Source organism: Pseudomonas pseudonitroreducens, from assembly GCF_021603645.1.
GTDB classification, from domain to species: domain Bacteria; phylum Pseudomonadota; class Gammaproteobacteria; order Pseudomonadales; family Pseudomonadaceae; genus Pseudomonas; species Pseudomonas pseudonitroreducens.
In genome coordinates this window covers 175,520-194,937 of record NZ_BQHJ01000012.1, presented here as the reverse complement: position 1 = coordinate 194,937, position 19,418 = coordinate 175,520, and the positions used below count along the sequence as shown (strand labels likewise).

Below are 19,418 nucleotides of genomic sequence, written 5' to 3'. Positions count from 1 at the left end.
TCAGGGTTCCCCTAGGGCAGGACCTTGCGGGTCACTTCCAGCAGCTTTGGCGGGTCGAACGGCTTGACCAGCCAGCCGGTGGCGCCGGCGCTCTTGCCCTGCTGCTTCATGGCGTCGCTGGATTCGGTGGTGAGCATCAGGATCGGCGTGCTGCGGTAGCCGGCCATGTCGCGCAGGCTGCGGATCAGCGACAGGCCATCCATGTTCGGCATGTTCTGGTCGGTGAAGACCAGGTTGTAGGTCTTGCGCTGGGCCTTGCCCAGGCCGTCCTTGCCGTCCACGGCCTCGTCCACCTCGTAGCCGGCGGACTTGAGCGTGAAGCTCAGCATCTGCCGGATCGAGGCCGAGTCATCGACGATCAGAATCTGTTTTCCCATTGCGCTGGTTCTCCGTGGTGCAATGCGTTTTTTCTCGCCGGACGGCGCGCGCTCGCGCCATCCCGGGCGCGCGGAATGGTGGTCCTCAGCCGATCAGGGCGAGGTTGGCCAGGTATTCGATGACTGACTGCAGCATGTCGGTGCCTCCTGCATTCCCGTCGGGTGGGAATGCACTCAGAAGAGTTCCACTTCGCCTGCGCTCAGGGTCGTCTGGGCGACCGGGTTGCTCAGCGGGCGGCCGAGTTCGGCGACTTCGCCGCGCAGGCGCTCGCCCCACTCGCGGGGTTCGCGGCCATCCAGTGCGCCGAGGCCAACGGCCAGTGCGCCGAGGCGCGCACTGTGCTTGCCGATCTGGCCGAGCAACTGGCTGCTCATGTCCTGGAACTGCAGGGCGGTGACCGCGGCGTTGACGCCGTCGCCCACTTCCAGGGAGATGCGGTCCAGCTCCTGCACTACCTTCACGGTGTGCTGGTTCATGCTGTCGAGGTCATCGAGCATGTTCTGGATCTTCTGGCGCGAATCCAGGGCGAAGGTCATGTCCTTGTCGGCCAACTGGCTGATGGCGCCTTCGGCATCCTTGATCTCGTGGTAGACCACGTCGACGTGCTCGCGGATGGCCTGGGAGAAGTGCGTGGAGCGGGTCGACAGCGCGCGCACTTCGTCGGCCACCACGGCGAATCCGCGGCCGCTTTCGCCGGCGCGGGCGGCCTCGATGGCGGCGTTGAGGGCCAGCAGGTTGGTCTGCTTGGCGATGGCGTCCATGTCCTGGGTGGACTGCAGGATTTCGGCGATCTTGTGCGTCACGCGGTCCATGCGCTCGACCAGTTGCTGCGAGGTGCGGCTGGTTTCCAGGGTGGCCTCGACGAACAGCCCGAGGGTTTCCTGGGTGGCGTGGATGAAGCGCTGGAAGTCGATGTCGCCGTCCATGTGGCCGCGCCCGTCGTAGCGCTCGATCAGCGAGTGGGACAGGCCGCGCTGGGTGTCGATGCGCTCGGCGAGGGCGTGGAAGCTGTCGGTCAGCTGGCGGATGGCATGGTGCAGGAGGTTGTCGATCTGGTGGGTATGGCTGTTGAGCTGGGCCAGGTGGCCTTCCACGGATTCCTGCAGCGGGCGCCAGTGCGGCAGCTCGTCGGCCTGCAGGGTGATCGCCTGGGCGTCGACGCTGGTCCTGTTGGCGCCGCACAGCAGGCTGCTCAGCACCAGGCTGGACACCCAGCCGATCGGCAGCATCCACCAGAACGGCACGCCAACCGCGCAGAGCACGGCCACGACGGCCCACGGCAGGGTCTGGATGATGAGGCGCCGCGGCCAATCCTGGCCGGCTTCTTGAACCGCCTGGGGGTTCAACTGTGAATCGCGCATTGAAGTGCACTCCATTGCCGGGCGCCGGTAACCGGGCCAAACGGCTGCTGACAACGTCTTGAGCAGGAATTCGGCCCGGCGATTTAAAACTAGAGTGCCAATGGGTGATGTCAAACTGACGGCATATTCCCGTCGTAAGGGATAGACCCTTGATCTAGAGGGGTTTTTGCTGAATGACCGTTCATCGCGGTTGCCTGGATGGCGACGGGCGGTAGTGCGCAGCCCTTGTGTGGCGCGGGCTGTAGCGATTTTTCGATGGCAAAACGTGCCCGCGGGAATGGCATCCGGAGCCACGTGATGGTCTTCGGTTAGGAAGCTTGTTGGCAGGCTGAGTAGAGCGGATTACAGGCGAGCCGATATTCGCTCGGCGCGTGCCCTCACCCCAGCCCTCTCCCATAGGGAGAGGGGGCAGATTGTGCCGGCTGACGCTGGAGGTTCTCCCTGCACCGAGCGGTCCCCTCTCCCGCTTGCGGGAGAGGGTTAGGGTGAGGGGCTCCGCTCGTAAGGGCGCGGAGGGTGTTTACAGCGTACCGAGCAGCTTGCGCGCCGCCTGGGTGTGGTCGGCGATCAGGCGCTTGAGGTCGAGGCCTTCGACTTCGCCGTCGACGACCCGCCAGGTGCCGCCGATCATGATTCGATCAGCCTTGTCGGCGCCACACAGCAGCAGCGCGGAGAGCGGGTCGTGGCTGCCGGAGAAGCGCAGTTCGTCGAGCTTGAACAGCGCCAGGTCCGCCTGCTTGCCCACGGCCAGTTCACCGATGTCGCTGCGGCCGATGAGCTTGGCCGAGCCCTTGGTTGCCCAGCCCAGCGCGCGCTCCGGGGTGATCTGCTCGGCGCCATAGCGCAGGCGCTGGATATACAGGGCCTGGCGGGCTTCGAGGATCATGTTGGAGGCGTCGTTGGAGGCCGAGCCGTCCACGCCGATGCCCACCGGCGCGCCAGCGGCTTCCAGCGCCACGGTCGGGCAGATGCCCGAGGCCAGGCGCATGTTCGAGCTGGGGCAGTGGCAGACGCCGGTACCGGCGGCGCCCAGGCGCTGGATTTCCTCATCGTTGAAGTGGATGCCGTGGGCCAGCCAGGTGCGCGGGCCGAGCCAGCCGACGCTGTCCAGGTAATCCACGGTGCGCTGGCCGAAGCGCTGCAGGCAGAAGTCCTCTTCATCGAGGGTTTCGGCGAGGTGGGTGTGCAGGCGCACGTCCTCGCGCTCGGCCAGTTCGGCGCTGGCGCGCATGATTTCCGGGGTGACCGAGAACGGCGAGCAGGGCGCCAGGGCGATCTGCACCTGGGCGCCTTCGCCGCGCTGGTGGTACTCGCGGATCAGCCGCTGGCTGTCGTCGAGAATGTCTTCGGCGCTCTGCACGGTCTGCTGCGGCGGCAGGCCGCCATCGGCTTCGCCCAGGCTCATGGACCCGCGGGTGAGCATGGCGCGCATGCCCAGTTCCTGGACCACCCCGGCCTGCACGTCGATGGCTTGTTCAAGGCCGTCGGGGAACAGGTAGTGGTGGTCGGCGGCGGTGGTGCAGCCCGAGAGCAGCAGCTCGGCCAGGGCGACCTTGGTGGCCACGCCGAGCTGGTCAGGGGTCAGGCGCGCCCATACCGGGTAGAGGGTCTTCAGCCAGGGGAACAGCGGCTGGTTCACCACCGGCGCCCAGGCGCGGGTGAGGGTCTGGTAGAAGTGGTGGTGGGTGTTGATCAGGCCGGGCGTCAGCACGTGCTGGCTGGCGTCGAAGGTCTGCTGGACGGGAGCCGAGGGCTGCTGGCCGGCAGCGACCAGTTCGACGATACGGCCGTCCTGGACGACGATGCCGCCACGGGCGTCCTGATCGTTAGCGGTGAAGATGGCCAGCGGGTTGCGCAGCCAGAGACGCGGGGAAGACATGGATGAATTCTCCAAACGGACGGAGCCGTTCGTTCGAGCCGGCTCCATGGGTTCATGGGAAGCCAGCTCAGTGTTCACCCTGTCTGCTGATCCAGGTTCCCTCGCACCCTGGCGGTTCGCTGCGCGTCGGCCATGCGGCGTTGGCGATTGTCGAGAAATGCTCATTGACTGGAGTCAACTGCGCTTTCTCGCCAACCGCCGCCTTGCCTGGCTCTAGCTCGTAGAACCTGACATGGGGGTCAAGAGAACGCTCATAGTAACGGGCTCGAATGCCGTCGTCACCAGTCGATCGTCGTTCCCTGGTAGTCCAGGTAGAACTGGCCGCCACGGCCGGCGTGGCCTTCGACCTGGTCGGCCAGGCCTTTGACGCTGGTCTGCACGTCCAGCGGGGCGGACTCGCCACCCATGTCGGTGCGCACCCAGCCCGGATGCAGGTTGAGCACGGTGATGCCGGTTTCGCCCAGCTCGGCGACGAAGCTGCGGGTCAGCGAATTCAGCGCCGCCTTGCTCGCGCGGTACAGCGCCATGCCGCCGGACTGGTTGCCGGCGACGCTACCCAGTTCCGAGGTCATGAAGGCCAGCACGCCGCTGTCGCCGTCCAGCCGCGGCAGCAGGCGCTCGGCCAGGCGCAGCGGAGCGATGGCGTTGACCATGAACAACTGGCCGACATCGGCGAGATTGGCGTCGATGGCCGACTGGTGTGGTGGGCCGTAGATGCCGGCGTTGATGTAGATGAGATCGAAGCGCGAGCCGGCCAGGGCTTCGGCGAGGCGGTCCTGGGAGTGCACGTCGTCCAGCAGCAGCGACTCGACGCGCACCGGCAGTGCGGCCAGCTCGCCGGGCTGGGCGGCGTCGCGCACGGAGGCGGTGACGTCCCAGCCGCGATCGAGCAGCTCGCGTACCAGGCCCAGGCCGAGGCCGCGGGAGGCACCGATGATCAGGGCGGATTTCGGGGTGGTCATGGCAGGCTCCTGTGACAGGGGAAAGTGAGCAGCATACGCCGGCGCGCTTCAATCTTCCGTGCGCAGGCGGTCCAGGCGCAGGCGCTCACGGGGGTCGCTGAGTCGCCAGAGCGACAGGTAGACAGCACCCAGGGCGGCGATGAAGCCGGCGCCGGCGAGCAGGAACATCAGCAGGATCTGGTAGCGCGCGGCATCCAGTGGGTCCATGCCGGCGAGGATCTGGCCGGTCATGATGCCCGGCAGGGTGATGATGCCGGCCGCCGCCATCTGGTTCAGCGTCGGAATGAGTCCGGTGTAGAGCGCCCGGCGGATCAGGCCGCTGAACGCCGTATGGCGGTCGGCACCCAGGGCCAGGCGGGCCTCGATGGCGGCTCGCTCGCGGGTGACGCCGGCGAATACCTGGTTCAGCGCGAGGCTCGCGGCATTCATCGCCGTGCCGAGGATGATGCCCACCAGCGGGATGGCGTGGCGTGCGTCGTACCAGGGCGTCGGGCGCAGGCTGCCGGCCAGGGCGAAGAGGGCGATGCCCAGGGTGGCGATGCCGACGCTGCTGCCACCGATGCCCAGGTGCCACAGACCGACCAGGCGCCGACGCTGCCGCGAACCGACCTCGAAGGTCGCCGCGCCCAGCATCACGGCGATTACCAGCGCCGTCAGCCAGGGCGAGGACAGTGCAAACACCTGGCGCAGGAACAGTCCCACCAGCACCAGTTGCACCACCAGGCGGGCGGCGGAGATCAGCAGCGTGCGTTGCAGGCCCAGGCGCAGCGCCCAGGACAGCGCCGCCGCCGCGACGATCAGCATGGCCGCCAGGGCCAGCTCCGGCACGCTCAGTTGCAGCGGCGTCATGGGTGCAGCTCCGTCAGTCCGTCGTGGTCCAGGTGCAGTTGTCGCTCGCCGAGGCGCCGCGCCTGTTCGGCATCGTGGGTCACCACCAGCAGGCCCATGCCTTGCGCCTTGGCCGCCAGCAGCAGGCGTTCGACATGCTCGCGATTGTCCGGGTCCAGCGCCGCGGTCGGCTCGTCGAGCAGGAGGAAATGCGGCTGCTGCAACAGCGCACGGACCAGGGCCAGGCGCTGCCGCTCGCCTGTCGACAGCTGTGTGACCTGCGCCCTGAGCAGCGCCGGGTCGAGGTTCACTTGCGGCAGCAGGCGACGCGCCCCATCGGGGTCGGCGAAATGCGCGGCGACGTCGTCTTCCCACCAGCCGGACTCTGCCGGCACGTAGGTCACCCAGCGCCGCCACACATGGGCTGGCTGGCTTTCGCGGCTGACCCCGCCCAGGCTGACGACGCCCTGGTTCGGGTCGAGGTCGGCGATCATTCGCAGCAGAAGGCTCTTGCCGATGCCGGACGGACCGCTGAGCACCGTACAGCGGCCGGGGTCCAGATCGAGATCGAACGGCCCGCTGAGGGCGCCGCGCAGAGCGCGCGCGCTCAACGTGCCGACGGGAAAGGGGGAGGGACTCATGGGATTGGCTACGCGACCGTGACGCTGGCGAGGATAGCGCAGCGTCGCGCGTCACCGCAGAAACGACAAGGCCCGGCATGCGCCGGGCCTTGTGGATAAAAAGCCCCGGCGAGTGTGCGCCGGGGCCTGGGCAAGCAGCCCAATCAGTCAGTGGTGATCTTCGAGTGCTTCTGGGTGTCCTTCATGGTCACGTAGACCAGCAGCGAGCAGGCGATGCACGCGGTGACGTACCAGTAGAAGCCGCTCTCCATGCCGATGCTCTTGAACCACAGCGCCACGTACTCGGCGGTACCGCCGAAGATCGACACGGTGAGTGCGTACGGCAGGCCCACGCCCAGGGCGCGGATCTCGGTGGGGAACAGCTCGGCTTTCACCACGGCGTTGATCGAGGTGTAGCCGCTGACGATGACCAGTGCGGCCATGATCAGGAAGAACGCGCCCCACCAGGTGTCGATGGTGTGCAGGGTGCTGAGGATCGGGTAGGTGAACACGGTGCCCAACACGCCGAAGGCGATCAGGATCGGACGGCGGCCGATCTTGTCCGACAGCGCGCCGACGATGGGCTGCAGCAGCATGAACAGGAACAGCGTGGCCGCCGAGATCATGGTCGAGTCGTTCTTGCTCATGCCCACGGTGTTCACCAGGTACTTCTGCATGTACGTGGTGTACGTGTAGAAGGCCAGCGTACCGCCCATGGTCAGGCCGACCACGGTGAGCACTTCCTTGGGATGGCGGAACAGGGTGCGGATCAGGCTTTCCTTGGGCTCGTCCTTCTTGGTGCTGAAGGATTCGGTCTCTTCCATGCCGCGACGCAGGAACATGGCCACCACCGCGCACAGCGCGCCGATGAAGAACGGAATACGCCAGCCCCAGCTTTCCAGCTGCTCGACGGTCAGGGTCCGCTGCAGGACGATCAGCACCGCCAGCGCGATGAGCTGGCCGGAGATCAGGGTTACGTACTGGAAGCTGGAGAAGAAGCCGCGCTGCTCCTTGTTGGCCATCTCGCTCAGGTAGGTTGCGGAAGTGCCGTATTCGCCGCCGACCGACAGGCCCTGCAGCAGCCGCGCCAGCACCAGCAGGATCGGCGCGCCGACGCCGATGGTTTCATAGCTGGGAGTCAGGGCGATGATCAGCGAGCCGAAGCACATCAGCAGGACCGACGCCAGCAGCGCCGCCTTGCGGCCCTTGCGGTCGGCATAGATACCCATCAGCCAGCCGCCGATCGGACGCATCAGGAAGCCCACGGCGAAGATCGCGGCGGTGTTCAGCAACTGGGCGGTCATGTCGCCCTGGGGGAAGAATGCCTTGGCGAAGTACAGCGAGAAGGCGGCGTAGACGTACCAGTCGTACCACTCGACCAGGTTGCCGACCGAGCCACTGAAGATCGACTTGATGCGCTGGGAAGTCGTGCGGGGTGCGGCAGAAGCGGAGACGGCGCTTGCGCTATCCATGGGTGTTCCTCTTGTCGTTGTTGTCGTCAGGCGTGCGGACTGCGGGTTACGCCACGCCGGCGCGCCGCGAGGGCGGCGCAGTGTCGAGGGCGATAGCAGGCAGCGTGCCAAGGCGCGAAAGCCGCGTGGCACTAAGGGTTGGGATTTTCAGGTGGGTGTTCGGGCAGGCGAAGCGGCGCCTATCCTGGCGCGGTGTGAGCGGAAATCCGCCGACGTACAAGAGGCGATTCGGCGATGATTCGGAGCGAGTTTCGGCCAATCGCGGACGGAGTCCGCTCCTACGCGACGGTGGGCTTTAGGTAGGAGCGGACTCCGTCCGCGATCGCTACCCGCCGGCACGGTCACCGCTGGCGGAACAGATCCCCCGGCGTAAAGCCGAACAACCCCTTGAACGACGCGATATAGGCCGATGTGGAGTCATACCCGCAATCCAGCGCTGCGGCGGTAACGCTGTCGCCGGCCTCCAGCGAACCGAGGGAAGCGAGCAGGCGCTGGCGTTGGCGCCACAGGCGGAAGGTCATCCCGGTCTCGCGCTGGAACAGTCGCGACAAGGTCTTCTCCGAGGTGCCGATACGTTGCGCCCAGTCGCCCAGGGTGTGGCTGTCGGTGGGATGGTCGATCAGCGTCTGGCACAACTGCAGCAGCCGGCCCTCCTGCGGCATCGGCAGGGAGAAGGCGACTTCCGGCAGATCGCGCAGCTGGTCCAGCAGCACATCTACCAGCCGGGATTCGGCACTGTCGCCCTGTGGATAATCCACCGGCAGCTCGCAGAAGCTCTTGATCAGCTCGCGTGCCAGGGGTGTCACCTCCAGCACGCGGCAGCGGTCCGGGGCCCAGCGGCAGGCGTCGTCGCGGATGTACAGGCTGCGCATTTCGGCCTGGGTCGAGGTCACCACCTCATGGTCGAGGAACGCCGGAATCCAGATCGCCCGCTGGGGCGGTGCGAAGAAACTGCCTTCGGCGGTATGCACCCCGAGCACGCCGGTGATGGCGTAGGACAACTGCACCCACGCGTGGTGGTGCCGGCTGGTCCACGAGCCCGCGCGCAACCGCTCGGCGCGCGCATAGACCGGCCGGGGCAGGCGCTCGAGCACCGGGATCAGGCGTTGCAGTTCAGGGGGTTGTCCTTTCATCGGTATATCTTGCCAGAGTGTCGCTGGTTGGCAGAGTCTGGCAGGCCGTCGTACCGGCCTCAAGCTGGAGCAGAGCAGTTCGCGGCCAGAGCGGCCTGGTGCGCAGGGCGAAACAGGCGCCCGATCAGCCGACCGCCCGGCAGCCCGAGGCACGCTGACAGGTGTGGTGAAGGCCCTTGTCTGGCATTATCCGCGCCCGGAAAAACGCGTGGTGTGTTCCGACGGCTGTTGGGTAGATTTCCCACAAGACAGTTGTATACACAATTTGTGTTGATTCGTTTCAACACAGGTTTGTCATGTATCCAATCTTCTGGTGGGCGCTTGCCCATGCAGTGCCTCCTGCTGGGGCCGATGCCCTCGAAACAGGCGAAGTTGTCCTGTGGGTCAGGAAATTGCCCGTCCCGTGCACCTGCGTCTTCCCTGCCAAAGGAGCGGATCCGCAGGGGTTCGTCATAAAAGTGGAACATCTGGTCAGGATTGGCGCCAATCTTGCTTTTCCTCGCCAGGCCTGACCGGATGGACAGGTTCCACCGACAATTAAAAACGCAACACGACTGCACTGATTAGGAGCAACGCATGACTCGCACTCTCGCATCCCTGCTGCTCGCCGGCGGGCTGCTCGCGGCCGGGCAGGCCATGGCTGGCGGTGAAGACCTGAGCCCGGCCCCGGCCGTCAACGATGGTCCGCTGATCTGGCACAACGAAAGCCTGACCTACCTGTGGGGCAAGAACTTCAAGGTAGACCCGCCGATCCAGCAGACCTTCACCTTCGAGAGCGCGAGCGCCTGGACCTGGGGCGACATCTGGTTCTTCGTCGACCAGATCAACTACAACGGCAAGGAAAGCGCCACCAACGGCAAGAACACCTACTACGGTGAGTTCAGCCCGCGCCTGTCGTTCGGCAAGATCACCGGCACCGACCTGTCCTTCGGCCCGGTCAAGGACGTGCTCCTGGCCAGCACCTACGAGTTCGGTGAAGGCGACGTCGAGTCCTACCTGCTCGGCCCGGGCTTCGACCTGGCGCTGCCGGGCTTCGATTACTTCCAGCTGAACTTCTACTACCGCAAGCCCGATGGCAACCGCGTGCCGTCCGGCGCCTGGCAGATCACCCCGGCCTGGGCCATCACCTTCCCGGTGGGCAATTCCGACATCCTCTTCGACGGTTTCATGGACTGGGTGGTGAACAACAAGGACGCCAGCTCCAGCCACCGCAACCAGTCGGACTACCACGCCAACCTGCACTTCAACCCGCAGCTCAAGTACGACCTGGGCAAGGCCATGGGTTACGAGGCCAAGCACCTGTACGTGGGTATCGAGTACGACTACTGGTCCGACAAGTACGGCATCAAGGATTCGCAGTATTTCACTACCGACCAGAACACCGTCAGCGCGCTGGTCAAGTACCACTTCTGACCTGATCCCCTGAAGGCCTCACCGGCGCAGTGAGGCTTGCGTCCCGCTCGTGCCGATCCGGCAGGAGCGGGACGATCTTGTTCAGGTATTGGAAAATTCCTAAGCGGAATAAGTCTTCACCGATGGTGGATATTCGCAGCTAGGCCCACAGTCCGTAGCTCATTGTGAGCACCTGTGGAGATTTCCATGAAAAAACTGTTGTTAGCATCCTTGATCGCCAGTGTCAGCCTGCCGCTGATGGCGGCGCCACCCGGCACTGTAAAACCCCTTTCGCAGTATGAGAAAGGCCACCAGGGCGGCTTCTACAGCAGCGCCGTCGATGCCCCTGTCGCTGCTGCGGCCAGCGAGGTGGAAGGCGCTTCCATTGGCGCTGCTGATGCAGCTGCTGGCACCGCTGCCGCTGAGACCGCCGCGGCAGTGCCGTCTGCTACTTCCTCGCTGGGCCTGAGCACGCCGCTGGTAGGTTCGCTCACTGTAGGGGCCGCCGTGGGTATCGGTGCCGCAGTAGTGGCCGCTGGAGTGGCCATTGGCAACAGCGGCGGTGGCGGTGGTCATCACAACACCGCTGGTACGGTTGCTGCCAAGTGACCCGCAAGCCCCCGGCGGCCTGCCGGGGGCTTCATGGTGGCGGCTCACCGCTTCGACGATTTCGCTCCTTTCGCTTGAATCCCTCCACCCGCCTGGGTTATCCATGCAGCGCCCCCGCTCAATGCACGGACTTCCCGCATGACCCTCCAGGTACCCGCCCATACCGCGTCCAACGGTGAAAAACCCGCCGGCCGCATTCGCCAGAAGAACGAGGAAGCCATTCTCGCCGCCGCCGAGGAGGAGTTCGCCCGCCACGGTTTCAAGGGCACCAGCATGAACACCATCGCCCAGCGCGTCGGCCTGCCCAAGGCCAACCTGCACTACTACTTCAGCAACAAGCTGGGGCTGTATGTGGCGGTGCTGAGCAACATCCTCGAGCTGTGGGACAGCACCTTCAACCACCTGACCGTGGACGATGACCCGGCCGTGGCGCTGGCCGCCTACATCCGCGCCAAGATGGAATTTTCCCGCCGCTACCCGCAGGCCTCGCGCGTCTTCGCCATGGAGATCATCAGCGGCGGCGAATGTCTCTCCGAGCACTTCAGCCAGGACTACCGCACCTGGTTCTCCGGCCGCGCCGCGGTGTTCCAGGCCTGGATCGACGCCGGCAAGATGGACGCCGTAGACCCGGTGAACCTGATCTTCCTGATCTGGAGCAGCACCCAGCACTACGCCGACTTCGCCGCCCAGATCGGCTTCGTCACCGGCCGCAAGCGCCTGTCCAGGCAGGACTTCAGCGATGCCAGCGACAACCTCATCCGCATCATCCTCAAGGGTTGCGGGCTGACGCCGCCGTCGACCTCGGCATGAGTTTCACCCTGGCCGGCCTCGCCCGGTACGAAGAAGACATCCGCAAGAGCCGCTTCCAGTGCGTCGCCGCACCGATCGCCAGCGAGGCCGAGGCCCAGGCCTTCCTCGCTGCGCACCGGGACGCCAGCGCCGGGCACAACTGCTGGGCGTGGAAGCTGGGCAACCAGTACCGCTTCAGCGATGACGGCGAGCCCGGCGGCACCGCCGGCCGGCCCATGCTGGTGGCCATCGAAGGGCAGGACATGGACCGCGTGGTGGTCGTCGTCAGCCGCTGGTTCGGCGGCATCAAGCTCGGTACCGGTGGCCTCGCCCGCGCCTATGGCGGTTGCGCAGCGAAATGCCTGCAGGACGCCGAGCGCATCGAACTGGTACCCAGCAGTCGGCTGGCGTTCGACTGCAGTTTCGCCGAGCACGCGCTGTTCAAGGCGCGGGTGCTGGCGCTGGGTGCCAGTGTCGAGGACGAAGCCTTTGGCGCCGCAGGCGTGCGCCTGACGCTGACCCTGCCGACCACCGAGGTCGAGTCCCTGCAGAAGCTCCTCAGTGACCTCAGCCGCGGTCGTGTCCAGGCGCAGTTGCTGGACGCCTGATTGTTCTCCCCAAACACCGTGGAGCCGCCTGTGGATAACCTGTGGCAGGACTGCTCCTGCCCACGTACTCCGCAGCCTTCAGCGCTTCGCTCATTTTTTGAACAATTGCTTTCGGGTCTGTTGAACAAAATATGAACAAGCTGTGGAAAAGGTGTGGGTGAAATTTCCCCGGAACATTGTCAGACGCCACTTCTGACCGCTCGGTGAATTATTCATTGGATTGATGCAGGGCTTGCAGTGCCTGGGCCTGGGCTTTTCGACGGGTTCGCGGGTGGAGCCCGGAGGGCTGGGGGAAAGTCTCTGAACAAACTGTGGGCAAGTTGTGGGCAAGGTGTCTCGCTGGCGTGACACTTCGTGCGCTGATCGGCCGCCATCACCCGTCTGCAATAGCGGCAAGGCTGCCGTTTCGCTTGGAAAATCTGTGGATAACGCTGGGGAAAAGGCACCGGCGCATAGCCGGTGCCAGCGCTGTTCACAGGCGGAACTGCGCCATCTGCCGCGCCAGGTCGTCGGCCAGGGAGCGCAGCTCGCGGCATTGCTCGCGGCCATGCTGCACTTCACGGGTGGTGGCGTGGGCGAGGTCGGCGATGCCCTGCACGTTGCGGTTGATCTCCTCGGTCACCGCCGACTGCTCCTCGGTGGCCGTGGCGACCTGGTGGTTGATGTCGCTGATGCGTTCCACCTGATCGGCGATGGCGCCCAGCGAGGCACCAGCCTGTTCGCTGGCGGCCAGGCTCTGTCCGGTGGTCTGCTGGCTGGATTGCATCGAGCGCACTGCGGCCTCCGCACCGCCCTTCAGGCGCTGGATGATCGTGAGGATTTCGTCGGTGGAGCCCTGGGTGCGGCTGGCCAGCGTGCGCACTTCATCGGCGACCACGGCGAAGCCTCGGCCCAGCTCGCCGGCACGCGCCGCCTCGATGGCGGCGTTGAGGGCGAGCAGGTTGGTCTGCTCGGAGACGCCGCGGATCACCGCCAGTACCTGGTCGATGCTCGCCACCTGGCCGGCCAGTTCACCCACGGCGCTGGCGGCCTCGCCGATCTCCCCGGACATGCGCCGGCCCACCTGCAGCGAGCCGCCGACCACACGGCGCGCTGCGCCGGCTTCTTCCCGTGCCTGCTGCGAGGCGCTGGCGGCCTGTTCGGCGTTGCGGGCGATTTCCTGCACTGTGCTGCCCATCTCGTTCACCGCCGTGGCGACCATGTCGGTCATCTCCTGCTGGCGGCCGGTGCGCTCGGCGGTGTTATCCACCACCTGCGCCACTTCGCCAACGGTGCGCAGCAATTGCTGGCTGGTGCCCAGCACGGCGCCAATCAATGCGCGCTGCCCTTCGAGGAAGCGATTGAAGCCTCGGGCCAGGTCGCCCAACTCGTCGGCGCGGCTTTCGTCCAGGCGGCGGGTGAGGTCACCGCCACCGCCGCCGATTTCCAGCAGCGCGCTGGTCACCTGGCGGATCGGCCGGGCCAGGCTGCGTGCCATCAGCACCACCAGGGCCAGGCAGAGCAGGGCGACCAGGGCCCCGGCCAGCCCGGAGAAGGCCAGCGCCTCGCGGGCGTCGGCGTAGATTTCCGCTTCCGGCACTTCGCTCACCAGCGTCCAGCCCAGGTCATGCAGCGGCAGGCTGGCGGCCAGGTAGTCTTCGCCGTCGCGCTTGAAACGGGCGCTGTGGAAGCCCTGCTGGCCGAGCAGTGCGCTCGCGGCGCTGGCACCGATCAGGTCGCCGAGGTTGCGCCCCTTGGGCAGCGACGCGTCGGGGTGGATCTGCACCTGGCCATCGTTCTTCACCAGGTACACGCGCCCGGACAAGCCGAAGCGGAAGTCGCGGATCAGCGTCGACAGCTCGCGCATCTCCAGGCCCAACCCGGCGATGCCCAGCAGCTTGCCGTCGCGCTCCACGCGCTGGTCGATGAACAGCGCCAGTTCGCCGGTGCTGCCGTCGGTGTCGATGTTCCACATGCGCGGCTTGCCGCTGTCGATGAACTGGAAGTACCAGCTGTCCTTCGGCTCGCTGCGGCTCAGCGTGCGCTCCTTGCCCTTGTCGCTGTAGTAGGCGCCGCTGGCGTTGGAGGTGATCAGCGCGGAGAAGGCCTTCTGCGAGGCGCGGATGCCACCCAGGTAACGGGTGAACTCGGCCAGTTGCTCGGGGCTTTCGCCTGCGGCCAGCCAATCCTGAACCAGGGTGTTGTCGGCGATCCCGGCCGCTGCGGTGATGGGGCCGGTGAGGCGCTTTTCGAAGTCATTGGCAATCGCCTGGATGCTCGCCGGCAGCGCCTGTTCGAGCAGGTAGCGCTCGCTCAGGCGGTTGACCAGCACGGCATACAGGCCGAGGACGATGAGCAGGCTGATGAGCAGGGCGGCGCCCATGCTGACGATGAGCTGGGTCTGGATACTTCGCAGGCGCATATTCTTGTTTTCCTCCGAACGCACAACGAAACGCCCGCCAGTGGCGGGCGAAGAGACGGGGTCGTTGAGTGTATCGGCGGCGGCGGGAAAAACTGTTGTCCCACTGGTCAGGTTTTTGCGTCCGCCGGCGCGTCGCTGCACGCGCCTTCGCTACACAGCGCCGCCCAATCCACCCCTTCGCGCGTCTGCCGGGCGGGGGCGTCCTGGTGATAGCGGGCGATCACCTGGGCGGCGACCGAGATGGCTACTTCCAGCGGGCGTTTGCCCGGCACTTCGGCCAGGCCGATGGGGCAATGCATCTGCGCGATCACCTGCTGTGGATAACCGTGCTGTTCCAGCCGCATCTGGAAGCGCCGCGCCTTGGTGCGCGAACCGATCATGCCGAGGAAGCCGGCGTCGCCGCGCTTGAGCACGGCCTCGGCGATGGCGTAGTCCAGCGGGTGGTTGTGGGTCATGACCAGGAAGTAACTGCCCGGTGGCGCTTCGTGCACGGCGTCTTCCGGCTCTTCCAGCAGGCGCATGCGCACGCCCTCGGGGACGGACTGGGGAAACTCCGCCGCGCGGCTGTCCACCCATTCCAGGCGTAGTGGCAGCCCCGCCAACAGCGGTGCGAGGGCGCGGCCGACATGGCCGGCACCGAACAGTACGACCTGCGGCCCGCGCGCGGCGAAACATTCGAACAGCAGGCTGGCACGCCCGCCGCAGCATTGGCCCAGCCGCGCGCCGAGAGGGAAGTGTTCCAGCGCCTGGCTGTCCTTGCCGGCCAGCAGCAGTTGGCGCGCGTGCTCGATGGCGGCGAACTCCAGGTGGCCGCCGCCGATGGTGTCGAAGGTTTCCCCGGCGGTGACCAGCATCTTGCTGCCGGACTCGCGGGGCGTGGAACCCTGTACGCCGATCACGGTGATCAGCACGTAGCTCTCGGCGCTGTCGCGCAGGCGGGCGATGGCGTCCATCCAGGTGGTGGTCATTGCACTGGGCCTTCTTTCGAGTTCGGTGTGGGCTGTTCTCCCCTCACCCCAACCCTCTCCCGGAGGGAGAGGGGGTTGTCTGCTGCAGCGGTCATGCTCAGTGGATCGCCCGTTGCCGCGGATTCCGGCTGAATTCGCGGGTTCGCTGTATGCCGATCGGTCCCCTCTCCCGCTTGCGGGAGAGGCTTAGGGTGAGGGCGCTCCTGCTCCGAACGGCGTACCGCCTCGCAAGCCCATAGCACCCGCTCCGGTGTCGCCGGCGTATCCAGGTCGGGACTCAGGCGGTAGTCCGCGAGGCTGGCGATGGCGTCGCGCAGCGCCGACCACACCGAGATCGCCAGCATGAATGGTGGCTCGCCCACCGCCTTGGAGAGGTACACGCTGTCTTCCTCGTTGGGGCGCTCGAACAGCGTCACGCGGAAGTCTTCCGGCGCGTCGCTCGCTGCCGGGATCTTGTAGGTCGCCGGCCCCACCGTGAGCAGCTTGCCGGAGTCGTCCCAGCGCAGCTCCTCGGTGGTCAGCCAACCCATGCCCTGGATGAAGCCGCCTTCGATCTGGCCGATGTCGATGGCCGGGTTCACGCTGCGGCCGACGTCGTGAAGGATGTCCACGCGCAGTACGCGGTACTCGCCGGTAAGCGTGTCGATTGTCACCTCTGACACTGCCGCGCCGTAGGCGAAGTAGAAGAACGGATGGCCCTGGCCCTTCTCACGGTCGTAGAAGATTTTCGGCGTGCGGTAGAAACCGGTGGCGGAAAGCTGGATGCGCGCGAAGTAGGCGGCCTGGATGATCTCGGTGAAGCCCAGGTGCTGCGCCCCGACCGTCACACCGCCGTGCTCGAAGCGAATCTCCTGCGGCTTCACGCCATCGCGGTCGGCGAGGAAGTCGATCAGCCGCTTCTTCAGCGTGCGCGCCGCGTCGCGAGCGGCCATGCCATTCAGGTCGGTGCCGCTGGAAGCGGCGGTGGGCGAGGTATTGGGCACCTTGTCGGTACGCGTCGCGGTGATCACCACACGCTCCAGCGGCACCTGGAATTCCTCGGCGACGATCTGCGCGACCTTGATGTTCAGGCCCTGGCCCATCTCGGTGCCGCCGTGGTTCAGCTGGATACTGCCGTCGGTGTAGAGGTGGATCAGCGCGCCGGCCTGGTTGAGGTGCTGCGCGGTGAAGGAAATACCGAACTTCACCGGGGTCAGTGCGAGGCCTTTCTTCAGCACCGGGCTCCGCGCGTTGAAGTCGTGGATCGCCGAGCGGCGCGCGGCGTAGTCGCTGCTTGTCTCCAGGCGCGCGATCAGCTCGCCCAGCAGGTTGTGCTCGACCTTCTGGTGGTAGGGCGTCAGCTCGCGCCCCATTCCGCCGTAGAGGTTGAGCTTGCGCACCTCGAGCGGGTCCTTGCCCACGGCGCGGGCGATGTCGTCCATGGCGCGCTCGATGATCATCATCCCCTGCGGCCCGCCGAAGCCGCGGAAGGCGGTGTGCGAGACGATGTTGGTGAAGCTGCGGTAGCCGGAGATGGCCACGTCGGGGATGAAGTAGGCGTTGTCGGCATGGAACATGGCGCGGTCGACGATGGCGTCGGAGAGGTCCGGCGAATGGCCGCAGTCGCCCACCACTTCAAGCTGCGCGGCGAGCAGCCGGCCCTGGTTGTCGAAGCCGATGCGGTAGCGGTTGTGGAAGGGGTGGCGCTTGCCGGTCAGGCGCATGTCGTCGGCACGCGGCAGGCGCAGCTTCACTGCGCGGCCGGTCTTGTGTGCCAGCAATGCGGCGAGGCAGGCGAATGGCGCGGCCTGAGTTTCCTTGCCGCCGAAGCCGCCGCCCATGCGGCGCACTTCCACGGTGACCTTGGCCAGCGGAATTGCCAGTACCTCGGCCACCAGTTTCTGCACTTCGCTGGGGTGCTGGCTGGAGGTGTGCACCAGCATGCCGCCGTCGTCGCCGGGCAGGGCGAGCGAGGCCTGGCCTTCGAGGTAGAAATGCTCCTGGCCGCCGATGAACTGCCGGGCTTCGAGCACCTGCGGCGCCTGCTCCAGCGCCGCTTGCGCATCGCCCCGGCGCATGTGGTGCGGCGGGCGCACGAAGCGCTCTTCGGCCTTGGCTCGCAGCGGGTCGATCAGCGGGTCTTCCTTGGCATACTCAACCTTTGCCAGACGCACCGCCCGGCGTGCCTGGATCAGGCTTTCGGCGGCGACCGCGAACAGGGCCTGGCCGTGGTATTTCACCCGCTCGCCAGCCAGCAGCGGATCACCGGGGAACACCGGCCCGATGTCGGTGTGGCCGGGCACGTCGTCCAGGGTCAGCACGGCCACCACGCCGGGCGCACTGCGCACGGCGTCGAGATCAAGGGACAGCACGGCGCCGCAGGCGATTTCACTCAGGCCGACAGCCGCGTGCAGCAGTTCGCGTGGCTCCTTCAGGTCGTCCACGTAGCGCGCGGCGCCGCTCACGTGGAGGGCGGCGCTGTCGTGCTCGCGCGGCTTGCCCGCGCTGTGGATGGCGCCCGCGGCGCCATTGCTGGCCAGCGGTGGCAGGCTACGCATGGTGCACCTCCGCAGGGCATTCGGACCATTCCAGTAGTGCGCGCTGCAACAGGTTCTGCGCCACTTTCAGGCGATAGGCGGCGCTGGCGCGCAGGTCGTCGATGGGCTGGAAATCCTGCGCGATCGCGGCTTGTGCGGCAGCCACGGCCGCGGCGTCGAAAGGCCTGCCGCGCAAGGCCGCTTCGCTCCGCGCGCCCCGCAGTGGCGTGGCTGCCATGCCGCCGCAGGCGAGGCGCGTGTCGATGACGCTGCCGCTGTCGTCAAGGTCGAGTCGCAGTGCCAGACACACCGCGGAAATATCGTCGTCGCGGCGCTTGGACACCTTGTCGACGCGGAACCGCTGGTTATCGCGCAGGCGCGGGATCACAACCGCCTCGATGTATTCGCCGGGCTGCAGGAGTGTCTTGCGGTAGCCGCTGAAAAACCCTTCGATGGGGACCTCGCGTACGGCGCCTGCCCTGCGCAGGCGCAGGCGCGCATCCAGGGCGAGCAGCACCGGCGGCATATCGCCGATGGGCGAGGCGTTGGCGATGTTACCGCCAAGAGTGCCGCGCTGGCGGATCTGCAGCGAGCCGAGGCGCTCCAGCAGGGCGGCGACGCCGGGGAACTCCTGCAGCGCTTCGAGGCAGTCGGTATAGGCCCGCGCCGCGCCGATCAGCAGGTGCCCGGGGTGGACCTCCAGGCGCAGCAGTTCACTGACCCGGTCGAGATGGATCAATGCCGGGAACGCCTTGAGATTCTGTGTGGCTTCCAGGGCCAGGTCGGTGCCGCCGGCGATCAGCCGCGCCTGCGGGTAGCGCTGAAGCAAGTCGTCCAGTTCATCGAGCGAGCTGGGCAACCAGGCCTGAGCCTGGCCGTCGCGCAGCGTGCCGGCAGTGGATATCTCCCGCAGGCGGGCGACGGTCAGGGCGCTGTTCTGCTCGAAGTTGTCGAGGCACGCTTGCCCGGCTATCTGCTTGGCAGCCTCGAGGATCGGCCGGTAGCCGGTGCAGCGACACAGGTTGCCGGAGAGCGCGGTGAGCGCCGTTTCGCGGTCGTGCGGTGGCGGCGAGTGGCGCCAGGCGAACAGCGACATGACGATACCCGGCGTGCAGAAGCCGCACTGCGACCCGTGGCAGTCGACCATTGCCTGCTGCACCGGATGCAGCACGCCCGGCTCGCCCAGGTGCTCGACGGTCAGCACCTGGCGGCCGTGCACCGCGCCCAGCAGCGTGATACAGGCATTCACTGCGCGGTAGCGCAGCGCTTCGCCCTCGGGCTCGGCGAGCACCACGGTACAGGCGCCACAGTCGCCCGAGGCGCAGCCCTCCTTGGTGCCGGTACGCGCGCGGTGGATGCGCAGGTAATCGAGCAGGCTGGTCTCGGGTGCGAGTCCGTCAACCTGGACGCTCTCGTCGCCGAGCAGGAACTGGATCATCGGGAGTCCTCGTCGTCATGCGTGCGGCTGCGCCGCGTCGCGAAGGCTGTCCGTGGGCGTCGGG

The 19,418-nt window shown here is 66.6% G+C and carries 16 protein-coding genes and 1 pseudogene; 4 read left to right on the top strand and 13 right to left on the bottom strand.

Annotated features, from left to right (window positions below):
- Positions 1-11: 11 nt before the first annotated feature.
- The 8 genes from L6D89_RS26275 to L6D89_RS26240 form a co-directional block, all read right to left on the bottom strand.
- Positions 12-377, bottom strand: coding sequence for a response regulator (locus L6D89_RS26275; protein ID WP_054910295.1), 366 nt, complete (start codon positions 375-377; stop codon positions 12-14).
- Positions 378-551: 174 nt separating this feature from the next.
- Positions 552-1,304 (bottom strand): methyl-accepting chemotaxis protein, encoded by a 753-nt coding sequence (locus L6D89_RS26270; protein ID WP_236201668.1) that lies wholly within the window; start codon positions 1,302-1,304, stop codon positions 552-554.
- A gap of 955 nt (positions 1,305-2,259) precedes the next feature.
- Complete coding sequence (locus L6D89_RS26265; protein WP_233296943.1) at positions 2,260-3,618, bottom strand: 8-oxoguanine deaminase; 1,359 nt, start codon at positions 3,616-3,618, stop codon at positions 2,260-2,262.
- A gap of 278 nt (positions 3,619-3,896) precedes the next feature.
- Positions 3,897-4,580 (bottom strand): SDR family oxidoreductase, encoded by a 684-nt coding sequence (locus L6D89_RS26260; protein ID WP_236201644.1) that lies wholly within the window; start codon positions 4,578-4,580, stop codon positions 3,897-3,899.
- Positions 4,581-4,628: 48 nt separating this feature from the next.
- Complete coding sequence (locus L6D89_RS26255) at positions 4,629-5,429, bottom strand: ABC transporter permease (protein WP_236201643.1); 801 nt, start codon at positions 5,427-5,429, stop codon at positions 4,629-4,631.
- Positions 5,426-6,049, bottom strand: coding sequence for an ABC transporter ATP-binding protein (locus L6D89_RS26250; protein WP_236172222.1), 624 nt, complete (start codon positions 6,047-6,049; stop codon positions 5,426-5,428). The genes L6D89_RS26255 and L6D89_RS26250 overlap by 4 nt, the downstream gene beginning before the upstream one ends.
- Before the next feature lie 143 nt (positions 6,050-6,192).
- Complete coding sequence (locus L6D89_RS26245) at positions 6,193-7,500, bottom strand: MFS transporter (RefSeq protein WP_236201642.1); 1,308 nt, start codon at positions 7,498-7,500, stop codon at positions 6,193-6,195.
- Between the two features lie 341 nt (positions 7,501-7,841).
- A complete protein-coding gene (locus L6D89_RS26240) occupies positions 7,842-8,639 on the bottom strand; it encodes an AraC family transcriptional regulator (RefSeq protein ID WP_236201667.1) in 798 nt (265 codons plus the stop codon).
- A gap of 570 nt (positions 8,640-9,209) precedes the next feature.
- Here L6D89_RS26240 and L6D89_RS26235 point away from each other — a divergent pair.
- From L6D89_RS26235 to L6D89_RS26220, 4 genes are all read left to right on the top strand, one after another.
- Positions 9,210-10,046, top strand: a complete 837-nt coding sequence (locus L6D89_RS26235) for an outer membrane protein OmpK (protein ID WP_236172221.1) — start codon at positions 9,210-9,212, stop codon at positions 10,044-10,046.
- Between the two features lie 186 nt (positions 10,047-10,232).
- The gene (locus tag L6D89_RS26230) at positions 10,233-10,634 is read left to right on the top strand and encodes a hypothetical protein (RefSeq protein ID WP_236201641.1); all 402 of its coding nucleotides are present in this window, start codon (positions 10,233-10,235) and stop codon (positions 10,632-10,634) included.
- A 138-nt stretch (positions 10,635-10,772) separates the two neighbouring features.
- Positions 10,773-11,444, top strand: coding sequence for a TetR/AcrR family transcriptional regulator (locus tag L6D89_RS26225; RefSeq protein ID WP_236201640.1), 672 nt, complete (start codon positions 10,773-10,775; stop codon positions 11,442-11,444).
- Positions 11,441-12,031 carry an IMPACT family protein gene (locus tag L6D89_RS26220; RefSeq protein WP_236201639.1) on the top strand — a complete coding sequence of 197 codons (591 nt, stop codon included), beginning with the start codon at positions 11,441-11,443 and terminating at the stop codon, positions 12,029-12,031. Before L6D89_RS26225 ends, L6D89_RS26220 begins: the two co-directional genes overlap by 4 nt.
- Before the next feature lie 472 nt (positions 12,032-12,503).
- On the opposite strand, the gene L6D89_RS32885 is transcribed toward L6D89_RS26220, so the two are convergent.
- The 5 genes and pseudogenes from L6D89_RS32885 to xdhA all read right to left on the bottom strand — a co-directional run bounded on the left by L6D89_RS32885 (position 12,504) and on the right by xdhA (position 19,354).
- Positions 12,504-13,232, bottom strand: coding sequence for a methyl-accepting chemotaxis protein (locus L6D89_RS32885; RefSeq protein WP_373874991.1), 729 nt, complete (start codon positions 13,230-13,232; stop codon positions 12,504-12,506).
- Between the two features lie 138 nt (positions 13,233-13,370).
- Positions 13,371-14,393, bottom strand: a pseudogene (locus tag L6D89_RS32880) (HAMP domain-containing protein); the annotation flags it as partial.
- Positions 14,394-14,539: 146 nt separating this feature from the next.
- Complete coding sequence (gene xdhC, locus L6D89_RS26210; RefSeq protein WP_236201637.1) at positions 14,540-15,400, bottom strand: xanthine dehydrogenase accessory protein XdhC; 861 nt, start codon at positions 15,398-15,400, stop codon at positions 14,540-14,542.
- The gene (gene xdhB / locus L6D89_RS26205; RefSeq protein WP_236201636.1) at positions 15,397-17,937 is read right to left on the bottom strand and encodes a xanthine dehydrogenase molybdopterin binding subunit; all 2,541 of its coding nucleotides are present in this window, start codon (positions 17,935-17,937) and stop codon (positions 15,397-15,399) included. The genes xdhC and xdhB overlap by 4 nt, the downstream gene beginning before the upstream one ends.
- Entirely contained in the window at positions 17,930-19,354 is a 1,425-nt protein-coding gene (gene xdhA, locus L6D89_RS26200; protein ID WP_236201635.1) for a xanthine dehydrogenase small subunit, read from the bottom strand. The genes xdhB and xdhA overlap by 8 nt, the downstream gene beginning before the upstream one ends.
- Positions 19,355-19,418 lie beyond the last annotated feature (64 nt).